Source organism: Bacteroides sp. BFG-606, from assembly GCF_024788145.1.
In the GTDB taxonomy this organism is placed as follows: domain Bacteria; phylum Bacteroidota; class Bacteroidia; order Bacteroidales; family Bacteroidaceae; genus Bacteroides; species Bacteroides vicugnae.
The window spans coordinates 2,221,299-2,236,061 of sequence record NZ_JANUIL010000001.1; the positions used below are offsets into that span (position 1 = coordinate 2,221,299).

Annotated in this window: 10 protein-coding genes, 2 tRNA genes and 3 rRNA genes; 12 read left to right on the forward strand and 3 right to left on the reverse strand. The window is 43.2% G+C overall.

Annotation, left to right across the window (positions count from 1 at the left end; translation table 11 throughout):
• Positions 1-158: 158 nt before the first annotated feature.
• A complete protein-coding gene (locus NXV01_RS07860) occupies positions 159-671 on the reverse strand; it encodes a ferritin-like domain-containing protein (protein ID WP_004299950.1) in 513 nt (170 codons plus the stop codon).
• A 1,326-nt stretch (positions 672-1,997) separates the two neighbouring features.
• Between NXV01_RS07860 and NXV01_RS07865 the strand changes: the two genes are divergently transcribed.
• The 10 genes from NXV01_RS07865 (at position 1,998) to der (ending at position 11,575) form a co-directional block, all read left to right on the forward strand.
• Positions 1,998-3,526: ribosomal RNA gene (locus NXV01_RS07865) — 16S ribosomal RNA — on the forward strand.
• A 208-nt stretch (positions 3,527-3,734) separates the two neighbouring features.
• Positions 3,735-3,811: transfer RNA gene (locus NXV01_RS07870), tRNA-Ile, on the forward strand.
• 58 nt (positions 3,812-3,869) lie between these two features.
• A tRNA-Ala gene (locus NXV01_RS07875) sits at positions 3,870-3,943 on the forward strand.
• A gap of 156 nt (positions 3,944-4,099) precedes the next feature.
• Positions 4,100-6,979: ribosomal RNA gene (locus NXV01_RS07880) — 23S ribosomal RNA — on the forward strand.
• Positions 6,980-7,056: 77 nt separating this feature from the next.
• Positions 7,057-7,167: ribosomal RNA gene (rrf, locus tag NXV01_RS07885) — 5S ribosomal RNA — on the forward strand.
• The 16S, 23S and 5S rRNA genes sit together here with 2 tRNA genes alongside, the layout of an rRNA operon.
• A gap of 207 nt (positions 7,168-7,374) precedes the next feature.
• The gene (locus NXV01_RS07890; protein ID WP_074559974.1) at positions 7,375-7,953 is read left to right on the forward strand and encodes a DUF177 domain-containing protein; all 579 of its coding nucleotides are present in this window, start codon (positions 7,375-7,377) and stop codon (positions 7,951-7,953) included.
• A 12-nt stretch (positions 7,954-7,965) separates the two neighbouring features.
• Positions 7,966-8,151: a 50S ribosomal protein L32 gene (rpmF, locus tag NXV01_RS07895; RefSeq protein ID WP_074559973.1), complete on the forward strand. Its 186-nt coding sequence runs from the start codon at positions 7,966-7,968 to the stop codon at positions 8,149-8,151.
• Positions 8,152-8,237: 86 nt separating this feature from the next.
• Positions 8,238-9,245, forward strand: a complete 1,008-nt coding sequence (locus tag NXV01_RS07900) for a beta-ketoacyl-ACP synthase III (RefSeq protein ID WP_195648657.1) — start codon at positions 8,238-8,240, stop codon at positions 9,243-9,245.
• 86 nt (positions 9,246-9,331) lie between these two features.
• Positions 9,332-10,213 (forward strand): GTPase Era, encoded by an 882-nt coding sequence (gene era / locus NXV01_RS07905; RefSeq protein ID WP_259022129.1) that lies wholly within the window; start codon positions 9,332-9,334, stop codon positions 10,211-10,213.
• Between the two features lie 48 nt (positions 10,214-10,261).
• Positions 10,262-11,575, forward strand: a complete 1,314-nt coding sequence (gene der / locus NXV01_RS07910) for a ribosome biogenesis GTPase Der (protein WP_004297149.1) — start codon at positions 10,262-10,264, stop codon at positions 11,573-11,575.
• A gap of 134 nt (positions 11,576-11,709) precedes the next feature.
• Here der and lptB read toward each other — a convergent pair whose 3' ends face one another.
• Positions 11,710-12,471 carry an LPS export ABC transporter ATP-binding protein gene (lptB, locus tag NXV01_RS07915; RefSeq protein ID WP_004297152.1) on the reverse strand — a complete coding sequence of 254 codons (762 nt, stop codon included), beginning with the start codon at positions 12,469-12,471 and terminating at the stop codon, positions 11,710-11,712.
• A 75-nt stretch (positions 12,472-12,546) separates the two neighbouring features.
• Here lptB and NXV01_RS07920 point away from each other — a divergent pair, with 75 nt between their 5' ends.
• Together NXV01_RS07920 and NXV01_RS07925 are read left to right on the forward strand one after the other, a co-directional pair.
• Positions 12,547-13,290, forward strand: a complete 744-nt coding sequence (locus NXV01_RS07920; RefSeq protein ID WP_148366593.1) for an ABC transporter permease — start codon at positions 12,547-12,549, stop codon at positions 13,288-13,290.
• Complete coding sequence (locus NXV01_RS07925) at positions 13,287-14,057, forward strand: ABC transporter ATP-binding protein (protein WP_148366592.1); 771 nt, start codon at positions 13,287-13,289, stop codon at positions 14,055-14,057. The genes NXV01_RS07920 and NXV01_RS07925 overlap by 4 nt, the downstream gene beginning before the upstream one ends.
• A gap of 65 nt (positions 14,058-14,122) precedes the next feature.
• On the opposite strand, the gene NXV01_RS07930 is transcribed toward NXV01_RS07925, so the two are convergent.
• Positions 14,123-14,368 carry an RNA-binding protein gene (locus NXV01_RS07930; protein WP_004297160.1) on the reverse strand — a complete coding sequence of 82 codons (246 nt, stop codon included), beginning with the start codon at positions 14,366-14,368 and terminating at the stop codon, positions 14,123-14,125.
• Positions 14,369-14,763: the final 395 nt, after the last annotated feature.

Consider the following 14,763-nt stretch of genomic DNA (forward strand, 5'->3'; position numbering starts at 1 on the left):
GATTAAACATGCATATTGGGACAAAAATACGAAAAAAGAAAGATTTCTTCTTGATTTGTTTGAAAATAGTTTGGTTTTTATCGTACTATTACATAAAAGAGGGCATATCCTGTATTTCGGACGCACCCTCTCTCACCTAATCATTATTAAATTAGAATTTACTTTTCGAGAAATGATTTCTTCATTCTGGCAATGTCAGTCAGATAATCTTGTAAATCTTGTTCATGTTCTTCCTCTTCGGCAAGAATATGTTTGGCGATATCACAAGTGGTGAAATCTTTCCCGTTAGTAAAGTCGGCAATTTCTTGATAACGGAGAATGGCACAGCGTTCGGAAGCAACATTATCCTTCAGCAAACTGACTGAATCGAAGCCTTGCGGAGCATCATATTTGCATCTTGCCAGTTCGAACCATTGTTTCGGATCAAGTACCGGAACCCCTTCCAGCTCGATGATACGGTCGGCAAGCAACTGTGCATGTCTACGTTCTTCTTCGGCATGTTCCTCGAACTCACCTTGTACGTCGGCACGCATGGCGCCTTCCACTACTAATGCACCTACCCAATATTGGTAATATGCCAACCACTCTTCAGCCAATGCTGCGTTCAACTGTGAAATTAAACTTTCTACATCTAATTTACCTTGTAGGATTTTTACACTTTCTCTAGCCATAATTTTAAAGTTTAGGTTACTATGTTTAAATCGCTAATGTAACAGACGGAGGTTCTTTTTGTTTGAGTATCCCGGAGGTTTTAACAGAAAGAATGCATTGCATTGTGCAGCTCCTTCTTTTTTAATAGAACATGGATGCTTTTAATATTTCATTTCAACTAAATTTTTGTATCACTTTTACCCTCACACCCTCACACCTTCGCTCAATCCCTTTATTCATCGTGGTTACAACGTGTGAGGGTAAGTGTGGTAGTAGGGTGAGGGTAACTTTTTACCCTCACCCTGTCTCGTCCTGATTCTATCTTAAACAGTTTATAATAAGTGTCTTGTCTATTCGCTTTTATCCTATACTCTCCTATACAATAGACGTCAATGTCTTATATAATAGATGTTTATCCCTCGTGATTCTTCTGATAAGCCCTAATGTCTTTTAACAGCTCACTGCAGTGAACGAATTTGTTTACTATCGTTAGCTTATTTGTTTACATCTGATAGCTTATTTGTTCACTGCAGTGAGCCCTTGCCAACTACTAAGCAAATGAATATTGAACATAAGAAGAAAGCCTATGAAGTGGTATGTCTTATAAAGAAAGACACCTGTATGCTGAAATTAGGATAGTAATTTATTTATTGATTAGTAGGAGTGAATTATAAACAAAAGTAGAGTGATAACGGATAACTATTCTCACTTTTTTATGTGTTCTTGTCCTGTAGAAATCTATTTTTAAGTTTGTTTCTTTAAGAGTACTTCTCTTTTTACCTTCTCTTTGCGAATATCTTTTTGCTATTTGCTCTACACGCGCGTATGTAATATAATAAGGTGTCCTTTCCTGCCTGTTTTCATATATATGCAACATATATGAAGAAAAATATATTCTACAACATCGTTATGATTCAGTAAGTTAGGATGAATACCCGAAAATAATTAGAAAAAATAGTCAGATATATTTGGAAGTTATTGATAACTTGTCTACTTTTGCACCCGCTTTGCTAGAGAGACAGAGCCTAATGATTGACATTCTGCTATAAGATGAAGGCCACAGAAAATAAAAACAAAAAACTTTGAAAAAAGTTTGGAAGTTATCTGAAAAAGTCCTTATCTTTGCATCCGCTTTCGAAAAGAAAGCAGGCGCGGCGGAAGCCACGTTAGTTCTTTGAAATATTGATAAACAATACAAGTAGTACAAGTAAAAATAGAACCGTCAATACTTGTCTTATTCAGTAGCGATACAGTTAAGACTAAAAGGTATTTGAATAAGGTCAATAAAATTACGGCGTCCTGAACAGAGCAAAAAGATCATCTTAACTGATGATAAAAATACTTTTACAATGAAGAGTTTGATCCTGGCTCAGGATGAACGCTAGCTACAGGCTTAACACATGCAAGTCGAGGGGCAGCATTTCATTTTGCTTGCAAAGTGAAGATGGCGACCGGCGCACGGGTGAGTAACACGTATCCAACCTGCCGATAACTCGGGGATAGCCTTTCGAAAGAAAGATTAATATCCGATAGCATATCAATCCCGCATGAGATTGATATTAAAGAATTTCGGTTATCGATGGGGATGCGTTCCATTAGTTTGTTGGCGGGGTAACGGCCCACCAAGACTACGATGGATAGGGGTTCTGAGAGGAAGGTCCCCCACATTGGAACTGAGACACGGTCCAAACTCCTACGGGAGGCAGCAGTGAGGAATATTGGTCAATGGACGTAAGTCTGAACCAGCCAAGTAGCGTGAAGGATGACTGCCCTATGGGTTGTAAACTTCTTTTATATGGGAATAAAGTATTCCACGTGTGGAATTTTGTATGTACCATATGAATAAGGATCGGCTAACTCCGTGCCAGCAGCCGCGGTAATACGGAGGATCCGAGCGTTATCCGGATTTATTGGGTTTAAAGGGAGCGTAGGTGGATTGTTAAGTCAGTTGTGAAAGTTTGCGGCTCAACCGTAAAATTGCAGTTGAAACTGGCAGTCTTGAGTACAGTAGAGGTGGGCGGAATTCGTGGTGTAGCGGTGAAATGCTTAGATATCACGAAGAACTCCGATTGCGAAGGCAGCTCACTAGACTGTCACTGACACTGATGCTCGAAAGTGTGGGTATCAAACAGGATTAGATACCCTGGTAGTCCACACAGTAAACGATGAATACTCGCTGTTTGCGATATACAGTAAGCGGCCAAGCGAAAGCATTAAGTATTCCACCTGGGGAGTACGCCGGCAACGGTGAAACTCAAAGGAATTGACGGGGGCCCGCACAAGCGGAGGAACATGTGGTTTAATTCGATGATACGCGAGGAACCTTACCCGGGCTTAAATTGCATTTGAATATGTAGGAAACTATATAGCCGCAAGGCAAATGTGAAGGTGCTGCATGGTTGTCGTCAGCTCGTGCCGTGAGGTGTCGGCTTAAGTGCCATAACGAGCGCAACCCTTATCTTCAGTTACTAACAGGTCATGCTGAGGACTCTGGAGAGACTGCCGTCGTAAGATGTGAGGAAGGTGGGGATGACGTCAAATCAGCACGGCCCTTACGTCCGGGGCTACACACGTGTTACAATGGGGGGTACAGAAGGCAGCTACCTGGTGACAGGATGCTAATCCCAAAAACCTCTCTCAGTTCGGATCGAAGTCTGCAACCCGACTTCGTGAAGCTGGATTCGCTAGTAATCGCGCATCAGCCATGGCGCGGTGAATACGTTCCCGGGCCTTGTACACACCGCCCGTCAAGCCATGAAAGCCGGGGGTACCTGAAGTACGTAACCGCAAGGAGCGTCCTAGGGTAAAACTGGTAATTGGGGCTAAGTCGTAACAAGGTAGCCGTACCGGAAGGTGCGGCTGGAACACCTCCTTTCTGGAGTGATGCCGTAAACGATGTAATTCTGCATGAATAATGTAAAATACAACATCGTAAAAAAAAGTGACTTTAAAGGTTCTGTTTTTTGTACTACTGGTACTTGTTTATTTATAATATATAGATCAACCATCTATAGAAGTATAGATAGAGATAAACAAGAGAAAAAAGAAGCCGAGTCTAACATACAGGTAGACAAGGTTGAACTAGTCCTATAGCTCAGTTGGTTAGAGCGCTACACTGATAATGTAGAGGTCGGCAGTTCAACTCTGCCTGGGACTACCAAGCTCAAGAACGAGGAAATGCCGCGTAAGCGGAATGCAGCAATTCTTGATAACCTCTTGGGGGATTAGCTCAGCTGGCTAGAGCATCTGCCTTGCACGCAGAGGGTCAACGGTTCGAATCCGTTATTCTCCACGATCTCTGAAAAAGAGAAACGATCTTTGACATGATGTACAAAAAGTAAAATTTTAGTAAGAGCTAAAAGTATATATCAAACCGTACGTGATTGATATTGTCATTGAGTATTATTTTTAAATTCTCAATTCTCAATTTTCAATTTAAGAAGTTTGAAAGAAAGTAAGCAAGGGCGCATGGCGGATGCCTTGGCTCTCGGAGGCGATGAAGGACGTGATAAGCTGCGATAAGCTTCGGGCAGGTGCAAATAACCTTTGATCCGAAGATTTCCGAATGGGACAACCCGGCATTCTGAAGGAATGTCATCCATCCTAGATGGAAGCTAACGCAGGGAACTGAAACATCTTAGTACCTGTAGGAAAAGAAAATAATAATGATTCCCCTAGTAGTGGCGAGCGAACGGGGATTAGCCCAAACCAATGTTGTTACGGCAATATTGGGGTTGTAGGACCACGACATCGCAAGACATTTCATGAGTAGAACCCTTTGGAAAATGGGACCATAGACGGTGATAGTCCGGTATACGAAGTGAAACGAAGCGTAGTGGTATCCTGAGTAGCGCGGGACACGAGAAATCTTGCGTGAATCTGCCGGGACCATCCGGTAAGGCTAAATACTCCCGAGAGACCGATAGCGAACCAGTACTGTGAAGGAAAGGTGAAAAGCACTTCGAATAGAAGAGTGAAATAGTCCCTGAAACCGTGCGCCTACAAGCGGTCGGAGCTGTGTAAGCAGTGACGGCGTGCCTTTTGCATAATGAACCTACGAGTTACTTTTTCCGGCAAGGTTAAGTGTCTCAAGACATGAAGCCGAAGCGAAAGCGAGTCTGAACAGGGCGATTAGTCGGAAGGAGTAGACGCGAAACCAAGTGATCTACCCTTGGTCAGGTTGAAGGTTAGGTAACACTAACTGGAGGACCGAACCGATAAGCGTTGAAAAGCTTCCGGATGAACTGAGGGTGGGGGTGAAAGGCTAATCAAACTTGGAGATAGCTCGTACTCCCCGAAATGCATTTAGGTGCAGCCTTGGGAATTACTACTGTGAGGTAGAGCGACTGATAAGATGCGAGGGCTTCACCGCCTATCAAGTCTTGATAAACTCCGAATGCGCAGTAGTTCGATCCCGGGAGTGAGGGCATGGGTGCTAAGGTCCATGTCCTAAAGGAGAAGAATCCAGACCATCAGCTAAGGTCCCGAAATAATTGCTAAGTTGAACTAACGAAGTCAGATTGCTAAGACAGCTAGGATGTTGGCTTGGAAGCAGCCATTCATTTAAAGAGTGCGTAACAGCTCACTAGTCGAGGAGTTTGGCGTGGATAATAATCGGGCATCAAGCAATTTACCGAAGCTATGGGATCAGTAATGATCGGTAGGGGAGCATTCCACTCCGCGTCGAAGGTGAAGCGTGAGCTTTGCTGGAGCGTGTGGAAAAGCAAATGTAGGTATAAGTAACGATAAAGGGGGTGAGAAACCCCCTCGCCGAAAGACTAAGGTTTCCTGATCAACGCTAATCGGATCAGGGTTAGTCGGGTCCTAAGGCTCAGCCGAACGGTGAGGCCGATGGCAGAACAGGTTAATATTCCTGTACTACCTTAAAGAGTGACGTGGAGACGGAGGAGTGACAGCGCCGCGGACTGACGGAATAGTCCGTTGAAGGGTGTAGATGTTGATTGCGGCAGGCAAATCCACCGCAAGAGTCGAACCTGATAGTATACCGAATTCTTCGGAATGAGGTAATAGTGCGTGTAAACATACTCCCAAGAAAATCCGCTAAACTTAATCTTTAAGGTACCCGTACCGCAAACGGACACACGTAGTCGGGTTGAATATACTAAGGCGCTTGAGTGATTCACGGTTAAGGAACTAGGCAAATTGACCCTGTAACTTCGGGATAAAGGGTCCCAACGAGAGTTGGGCGCAGAGAATAGGTCCAGGCAACTGTTTAACAAAAACACAGGGCTGTGCTAAATTGAAAGATAACGTATACAGCCTGACACCTGCCCGGTGCTGGAAGGTTAAGAGGAGATGTCATCGCAAGAGAAGCATTGAATTGAAGCCCCAGTAAACGGCGGCCGTAACTATAACGGTCCTAAGGTAGCGAAATTCCTTGTCGGGTAAGTTCCGACCTGCACGAATGGTGTAATGATCTGGACACTGTCTCAACCGTGAGCTCAGTGAAATTGTAGTATCGGTGAAGATGCCGATTACCCGCGATGGGACGAAAAGACCCCGTGAACCTTTACTATAGCTTAACATTGAATTTGGGTAATTGATGTGTAGGATAGGCCGGAGACTTTGAAGCAGGTACGCCAGTATTTGTGGAGTCGCTGTTGAAATACGGCCCTTTGATTATTTGAGTTCTAACTCGCTGCTGCGAGGACACTGTTTGGTGGGTAGTTTGACTGGGGTGGTCGCCTCCAAAAGTGTAACGGAGGCTTCTAAAGGTGCCCTCAGGACGATTGGTAACCGTCCGTAGAGTGTAATGGCATAAGGGCGCTTGACTGGGAGACAGACAAGTCGATCAGGTAGGAAACTAGAGCATAGTGATCCGGTGTTTCCGTATGGAAGGGACATCGCTCAAAGGATAAAAGGTACTCCGGGGATAACAGGCTGATCCCTCCCAAGAGCTCATATCGACGGAGGGGTTTGGCACCTCGATGTCGGCTCGTCACATCCTGGGGCTGGAGAAGGTCCCAAGGGTTGGGCTGTTCGCCCATTAAAGTGGCACGCGAGCTGGGTTCAGAACGTCGTGAGACAGTTCGGTCTCTATCTATCGTGGGCGTATGAAATTTGCGTGGCTCTGACACTAGTACGAGAGGACCGTGTTGGACTGACCGCTGGTTTACCAGTTGTGCCGCCAGGTGCATTGCTGGGTATCTAAGTCGGGATTGGATAAGTGCTGAAAGCATCTAAGTACGAAGCCAGCCACAAGATTAGATTTCTTAGGGTCGTCAAAGACGATGACGTTGATAGGATGCAGGTGTAAAGGTGGTAACATCAAAGCCGAGCATTACTAATTGCCCGTTCACTTTCTTTCGAACATGTACCGGTTGGGTATATACGTTTAGCTTGCTATACACTAGGATTTTACTTTTCATCATGTCATAACCTTATTCAGGTGGTTATAGCACGAGGGTTCCACCTCTTCCCATTCCGAACAGAGAAGTTAAGCCTCGTCACGCCGATGGTACTGCGTAACAGTGGGAGAGTAGGTAGCCGCCGTTTTTAAGAAGCCTCGCTTGTCTATTGGACGGGCGAGGCTTTCTGTTTTTTTATTACTTTGGTATTTATATCGCCGTTTTTAACAGATACAAACCTCATAATACCTATTAAAAAAGTGAATATTTACTGATAATTTGTATGTTATGAGGATATTTATTTGTATCTTTGTCGCCCGAATTGTAAGCTAACGATTTAAAAAAGAGAGAAGCTTTGGGAAAGTTTGATAAATACAAAATTGACTTGAAAGGAATGCAAACAGACTCTGCTAAGTATGAGTTTGTATTGGATAACCTTTACTTCGCTCACATTGATGGTCCTGAAGTTCAGAAAGGAAAGGTGAATGTTACATTGACCGTGAAAAGAACCTCTCGTGCTTTCGAGCTGAGTTTTCAGACTGAGGGAATGGTATGGGTACCATGTGACCGTTGTCTGGATGATATGGAGCTGCCTATCAGTTCTTCTGATAAACTGATGGTAAAGTTTGGACATGAATATGCAGAAGAAGGTGACAACCTGATTGTGATTCCCGAGGAAGAAGGGGAAATCAACGTTGCATGGTTCATGTATGAGTTTATTGCACTCTCTATACCCATGAAGCATGTACATGCTCCCGGTAAGTGTAATAAAGCGGTAACCAGTAAATTGAACAAGCATTTGAAAACGAATGCGAATGAGGATAGCGATGATACTTTCGACACAGGTGGAGATGACATCGTAATTGAGGAAGAAGTGGAGGAACAAATTGATCCTCGTTGGAATGAATTAAAAAAAATATTAGATAATAATTAAAGTTTTAAGAAAATGGCACATCCTAAGAGAAGACAATCAAGTACGAGACAAGCGAAGAGAAGAACTCATGATAAGGCAGTAGCTCCTACATTGGCTATTTGTCCGAATTGCGGCGAATGGCACGTTTACCACACTGTATGTGGTGCTTGCGGCTATTACAGAGGTAAGCTCGCTATTGTGAAAGAAGCAGCTGTATAATTAGTACAGTTATACTGAAACAGCCTGGGGGTGAAACTCTCCGGCTGCTTTAAGTATTATAGTATTGCTAATTAAAAATAGGTTTGATGGAAAAAATAAATGCAGTAATCACAGGAGTCGGCGGGTACGTACCCGATTATATCTTGACTAACGATGAGATATCAAAAATGGTGGATACCAACGACGAATGGATTATGACTCGTATCGGAGTAAAGGAAAGACATATTCTGAATGAGGAAGGATTAGGTAGTTCATATATGGCGCGCAAAGCTGCCAAACAGTTGATGAAGAAGACTGGCGCTAATCCTGATGACATTGATTTAGTTGTTGTTGCTACTACTACTCCTGACTATCACTTCCCTTCTACAGCTTCTATTCTTTGTGATAAACTCGGACTGAAGAATGCTTTTGCCTTCGATTTGCAGGCTGCTTGTAGCGGATTCCTGTATTTGATGGAGACAGCTGCTAATTTCATCCGTTCGGGAAGATATAAGAAAATTATCATTGTCGGTGCCGATAAGATGTCGTCAATGGTTAACTATACAGATCGTGCTACATGCCCTATCTTCGGTGACGGTGCTGCTGCCTTTATGGTGGAACCGACTACGGAAGATTACGGGATCATGGATTCGATACTGAGAACAGATGGTAAGGGATTGCCTTTCCTCCACATGAAAGCTGGTGGTTCGGTTTGTCCTCCGTCTTATTTCACAGTAGACAATAAGATGCACTATTTGCACCAGGAAGGAAGAACAGTATTTAAATATGCTGTATCCAACATGTCGGATGTCTCTGCTGCAATCGCAGAAAAGAATGGCCTGACGAAAGATAGTATTGACTGGATTGTTCCGCATCAGGCGAATGTCCGTATCATCGAGGCTGTGGCACACCGTATGGAGGTGCCAATGGATAAAGTGTTGATAAATATTGAGCATTACGGTAACACGAGTGCCGCTACACTTCCTCTGTGTATCTGGGATTATGAAGATAAACTCAAGAAAGGCGATAACATCATTTTCACTGCATTCGGTGCCGGATTTACTTGGGGCGCAGTATATGTGAAATGGGGTTATGATGGAAAGAAGGAATCGTAACGTAAGTTACTGAACTATAACACTCAAAAACGCATCCTATTTCGATTCGATGCGTTTTTTTGTCTCAACCAATAAAATAAAGAGAAATGCATAAAGCAGGTTTTGTAAACATCGTAGGAAATCCGAATGTCGGAAAATCGACATTGATGAATGTCTTGGTAGGCGAACGTATTTCGATCGCTACCTTCAAAGCGCAGACTACTCGTCACCGGATTATGGGAATCTATAATACGGATGAAATGCAGATTGTTTTTTCTGATACTCCGGGTGTGTTGAAGCCCAATTATAAACTACAGGAGTCTATGTTGAATTTTTCTACTTCGGCATTGACGGATGCGGATATCTTGCTTTATGTAACGGACGTGGTGGAGACGCCGGATAAGAATAATGAGTTTATGGAAAAGGTGCGTCAGATGACGGTGCCTGTTCTCTTGCTCATCAATAAGATAGATCTTACAGATCAGGAAAAACTGGTAAAGCTGGTGGAAGAGTGGAAAGAGTTGCTTCCCCAAGCCGAAATTATTCCGATTTCTGCTACATCAAAGTTCAATGTAGACTATGTAATGAAGCGGATCAAAGAACTGCTGCCCGATTCTCCTCCTTATTTTGGAAAGGAGCAGTGGACGGATAAGCCTGCCCGTTTCTTCGTGAATGAGATTATCCGGGAAAAGATTCTGCTCTACTACGATAAAGAGATCCCCTATTCGGTGGAGGTTGTCGTAGAAGAGTTTAAGGAAGAACCGAAGAAGATTCATATTCGGGCGGTGATTAACGTGGAACGTGATTCGCAGAAAGGAATCATTATCGGTAAACAGGGAAAGGCGTTGAAGAAGGTGGCTACCGAGGCTCGCCGTGAACTGGAACGTTTCTTTGGAAAGACTATTTTCCTCGAAACGTATGTGAAAGTGGATAAGGATTGGCGTAGTTCGGATAAGGAACTCCGCAATTTTGGTTATCAGTTAGATTAAGAGTATTCATGCGACTGTGATAGTCGTGAAAAAACAAGGTATTGAACTATGGGTAATTTAGTTGCAATTGTAGGACGCCCGAATGTGGGCAAGTCTACCTTATTTAACCGTCTGACGAAGACTCGTCAGGCTATTGTGAATGAAGAAGCGGGTACAACCCGCGACAGACAATATGGCAAGTCTGAGTGGCTGGGCCGTGAATTCTCTGTGGTGGACACCGGTGGATGGGTGGTCAACTCGGATGATGTCTTTGAAGAGGAAATCCGTAAGCAGGTATTATTGGCCGTGGAAGAAGCGGATGTCATTCTGTTTGTAGTGGATGTGATGAATGGAGTGACTGACTTGGATATGCAGGTAGCTGCTATTCTGCGTCGTGCTAATAGTCCGGTGATTATGGTTGCTAATAAAACGGATAATCACGATTTACAATATAACGCTCCCGAATTCTATAAACTGGGATTGGGCGATCCGTATTGCGTCTCTGCCATGACAGGAAGTGGTACGGGTGATTTGATGGACTTGATTGTCAGCAATTTCAAGAAAGAATCATCTGAAATTCTGGATGATGATATTCCTCGTTTTGCTGTGGTAGGACGTCCGAACGCCGGAAAGTCTTCCATTGTAAATGCATTTATTGGGGAAGAACGTAATATCGTAACAGAGATTGCCGGAACTACCCGCGACTCTATCTATACTCGTTACAATAAATTCGGATTTGATTTTTACCTGGTGGATACAGCGGGTATCCGTAAGAAAAACAAGGTAAATGAAGATTTGGAATATTATTCAGTCGTTCGTTCGATTCGTTCTATCGAAGGTTCGGATGTTTGTATTTTGATGTTGGATGCTACAAGAGGTGTTGAGGGGCAGGACTTGAATATCTTCTCTCTGATTCAGAAGAATCAGAAAGGACTGGTAGTTGTTATCAATAAGTGGGATTTGGTGGAAGATAAATCTGTGAAAGTACAGAAAGCGTTTGAGGAAGCTGTTCGCTCGCGTTTTGCTCCGTTTGTCGATTTCCCGATCATCTTTGCTTCTGCACTGACTAAACAACGTATTCTAAAAGTGCTTGAAGAAGCACGTAGTGTGTATGAAAACCGGACGACAAAGATCCCGACCGCACGTTTGAATGAAGAAATGCTTCCGTTGATCGAGGCTTATCCGCCTCCTTCCAATAAAGGTAAGTATATCAAAATTAAATATATCACACAGTTGCCGAACACACAAGTGCCTTCATTTGTATATTTCGCCAACTTGCCGCAGTATGTGAAAGAGCCATACAAACGTTTCCTCGAAAATAAGATGCGTGAGAAATGGAATCTGACAGGTACGCCGGTTAATATTTATATTCGACAGAAATAAAATTCACCACAGAGGACACAGAGAAATAATAAATCAAAGACACGGACTGTCTCAACTATATAAATATAGATTGGGGCAATCCGTGTCTTCTTATAAAATAAAACTCTGTGTCCTCCGTGTCCTCTGTGGTGAACCTATTTTTCCAACTGGAAATCTTTTCGGCGTAACACGAAACTATTACTCAAGTATTTTTCACGCACAATCTGATTTTCCGATAGTTCTTCCGGTGTCCCCTGGAAAAGGATCTTTCCTTCGAACAGCAGATAGGCGCGGTCTGTGATACTAAGCGTTTCCTGTACGTTGTGGTCGGTAATCAGGATTCCGATATTCTTGTCTTTCAGTTTCCATACAATTTGCTGGATATCTTCTACGGCAATCGGGTCGACACCGGCAAAAGGTTCGTCAAGCATGATGAATTTGGGGTCGATGGCAAGACAACGGGCAATTTCTGTACGGCGGCGCTCACCTCCCGACAACTGGTTACCTTTATTTTTGCGTACCTTTTGCAGGCGGAACTCTGCAATCAGGCTTTCGAGTTTCTCTTTTTGATATTCTTTGGGCTTGTTGGTCATTTCCAGTACAGAGGCGATATTATCTTCCACGCTCATCTGGCGGAAAACGGAAGCTTCCTGTGCAAGGTAGCCGATTCCTGTTTGTGCGCGTTTGTAAACCGGATATTTGGTAATCTCCAAGTCATCGAGGAAAATACGTCCTTCATTAGGAGTAATCAGCCCTACAGTCATATAGAATGAAGTCGTCTTACCGGCACCGTTCGGTCCCAGCAAACCTACAATCTCACCCTGCTTCACATTGATGGAAACGTGGCTTACAACGGTTCGTTTACCGTACTTTTTAACCAGGTCTTCCGTGCGGAGCACCATCTTGCTTTCTTCCATATTCTAGTTATTTTGCGGCAAATGTAGTAAAAATAAGCTGAAATAATGTACATTTGCAGACAAATAGTGTGAGTTATGATAAAAGCATTGAGAACCGTCGGGAGATATTTTATACTGATGGGACGGACTTTTTCCCGCCCCGAGCGTATGCGTATGTTCTTCCGGCAATACCTTAACGAGTTGGAGCAGCTAGGTGTGAACTCCATCGGTATTGTGCTGTTGATTTCGTTTTTCATCGGCGCAGTGATTACCATTCAGATTAAGTTGAATATCGAAAGTCCATGGATGCCCCGCTGGACAGTGGGATATGTGACACGTGAAATTATGTTGCTGGAATTTTCTTCCTCCATCATGTGCTTGATTCTTGCCGGAAAAGTCGGGTCGAATATCGCTTCCGAATTAGGAACGATGCGGGTGACACAACAGATTGATGCGCTCGAAATTATGGGTATCAATTCGGCGAACTACCTGATTTTGCCTAAGATTACGGCGATGGTGACTGTTATCCCTATTCTAGTGACGTTTAGTATCTTTGCCGGAATCATCGGTGCCTTTTGCACATGTTGGTTTGCCGGGGTTATGAATGCTGTCGATCTCGAATATGGTTTGCAGTATATGTTTAACGAATGGTTTATCTGGGCGGGTATCATCAAATCCCTCTTTTTTGCGTTTATCATTGCAAGTGTGTCCGCTTTCTTCGGATACACGGTAGAGGGAGGTTCGATTGCTGTAGGAAAGGCTTCTACGGATGCCGTAGTATCCAGCAGTGTATTGATTCTGTTTTCAGACTTGATATTAACTAAACTTTTGATGGGATGATTGAGATTAAAGGACTTTATAAATCATTTGATGACAAGACAGTATTGAGTGATATCAATGCTGACTTTGAAAATGGAAAGACAAACTTGATTATCGGTCAGAGTGGTTCCGGTAAGACGGTGTTGATGAAATGTATTGTAGGATTGCTGACTCCGGAGAAAGGAGAAGTCTTGTATGACGGACGTAACCTTGTCCTGATGGGGAAGAAGGAGAAGAAGATGCTTCGCAAGGAAATGGGAATGATTTTCCAGAGTGCGGCTCTTTTTGACTCTATGACCGTATTTGATAATGTGATGTTTCCACTGAATATGTTTAGCAACGATATCTTGCGTGACCGGGTCAAACGGGCGATGTTCTGTCTGGATCGTGTGAATCTGGGGGAAGCGAAAGATAAGTTTCCGGGAGAAATCAGTGGTGGTATGCAGAAGCGTGTCGCTATTGCGCGTGCGATTGCCTTGAATCCGCAATATCTGTTTTGTGATGAGCCGAACTCGGGGCTGGACCCGAAAACGTCATTGGTGATTGATGATCTGATCCACGATATTACGCAGGAATATAACATGACGACCATTATCAATACGCATGATATGAACTCTGTATTGGGGATTGGTGAGAAGGTGATTTATATTTATGAGGGACATAAAGAGTGGGAAGGTACGAAAGATGACATCTTTACTTCTACCAATGAACGACTGAATAACTTTATCTTTGCTTCCGACTTGCTCCGTAAGGTGAAGGACGTGGAAGTGCAAGGAATGGAAGGGTAATAAAAAAACTTCTGTCATCAGGTGACAGAAGTTTCTTTTTTTCTTAGCTATGTTAGCGTCGGCAATTAAGCTCTAGGTCTAGCTTCTTTAACTACCATTGTACGACCCATGTATTCAGCTCCGTTCAATTCAGCAATAGCTTTTGCAGCTGCAGCGTCGTCTTCCATTTCGATGAAAGCGAATCCTTTGGATTTACCGGTTTCACGGTCCATAACAACTTTAACTGATGATACTGCTCCGTAATCTTCCATCACTTGTTGCAGATCTCCTTCCTTAACACGGTAGTTAAGGTTTCCAACATAAATGTTCATAATGAAAATGATAAAAAAATAAATAAATGAATAAAACTCTCTGGATAGATGGTTACTAATAAAAAGATTAAAACGACAGAGAGTTTACAAATGCGTTCTGGTAACGGAAGTAAAAACCTTGTAATCAAATCGAGAAACTAATGGTCCATCAATCCGCAACAAAGAAAAGAATAATTTTTGGATTAACCATCTTTTTGGAAAGTTAATTTGCGGATTATCAGAAAAAAAGTTCTTTCCTTTTCTCTTGAAAGAAAAGAAAGAACCAAAGAAAAAGTTGGAGAAAGCCCTCACGCTCGGTATCCTCAAGCAAGCTTGCGGCTACACTCATTAAATCGGGCTTTTCAAGGCTGACTTTTTTCTCCTACTCGCTTCCTACACTACGCTAAAGGGCAGAA

What these genes read in the sequence shown, in the direction of transcription:
- NXV01_RS07860 (WP_004299950.1), bottom strand. Translation starts at nt 671, where the DNA reads ATGGCTAGAGAAAGTGTAAAAATCCTACAAGGTAAATTAGATGTAGAA.
- rpmF (WP_074559973.1), top strand. Translation starts at nt 7,966, where the DNA reads ATGGCACATCCTAAGAGAAGACAATCAAGTACGAGACAAGCGAAGAGA.
- NXV01_RS07900 (WP_195648657.1), top strand. Translation starts at nt 8,238, where the DNA reads ATGGAAAAAATAAATGCAGTAATCACAGGAGTCGGCGGGTACGTACCC.
- era (WP_259022129.1), top strand. Translation starts at nt 9,332, where the DNA reads ATGCATAAAGCAGGTTTTGTAAACATCGTAGGAAATCCGAATGTCGGA.
- der (WP_004297149.1), top strand. Translation starts at nt 10,262, where the DNA reads ATGGGTAATTTAGTTGCAATTGTAGGACGCCCGAATGTGGGCAAGTCT.
- lptB (WP_004297152.1), bottom strand. Translation starts at nt 12,471, where the DNA reads ATGGAAGAAAGCAAGATGGTGCTCCGCACGGAAGACCTGGTTAAAAAG.
- NXV01_RS07920 (WP_148366593.1), top strand. Translation starts at nt 12,547, where the DNA reads ATGATAAAAGCATTGAGAACCGTCGGGAGATATTTTATACTGATGGGA.
- NXV01_RS07925 (WP_148366592.1), top strand. Translation starts at nt 13,287, where the DNA reads ATGATTGAGATTAAAGGACTTTATAAATCATTTGATGACAAGACAGTA.
- NXV01_RS07930 (WP_004297160.1), bottom strand. Translation starts at nt 14,368, where the DNA reads ATGAACATTTATGTTGGAAACCTTAACTACCGTGTTAAGGAAGGAGAT.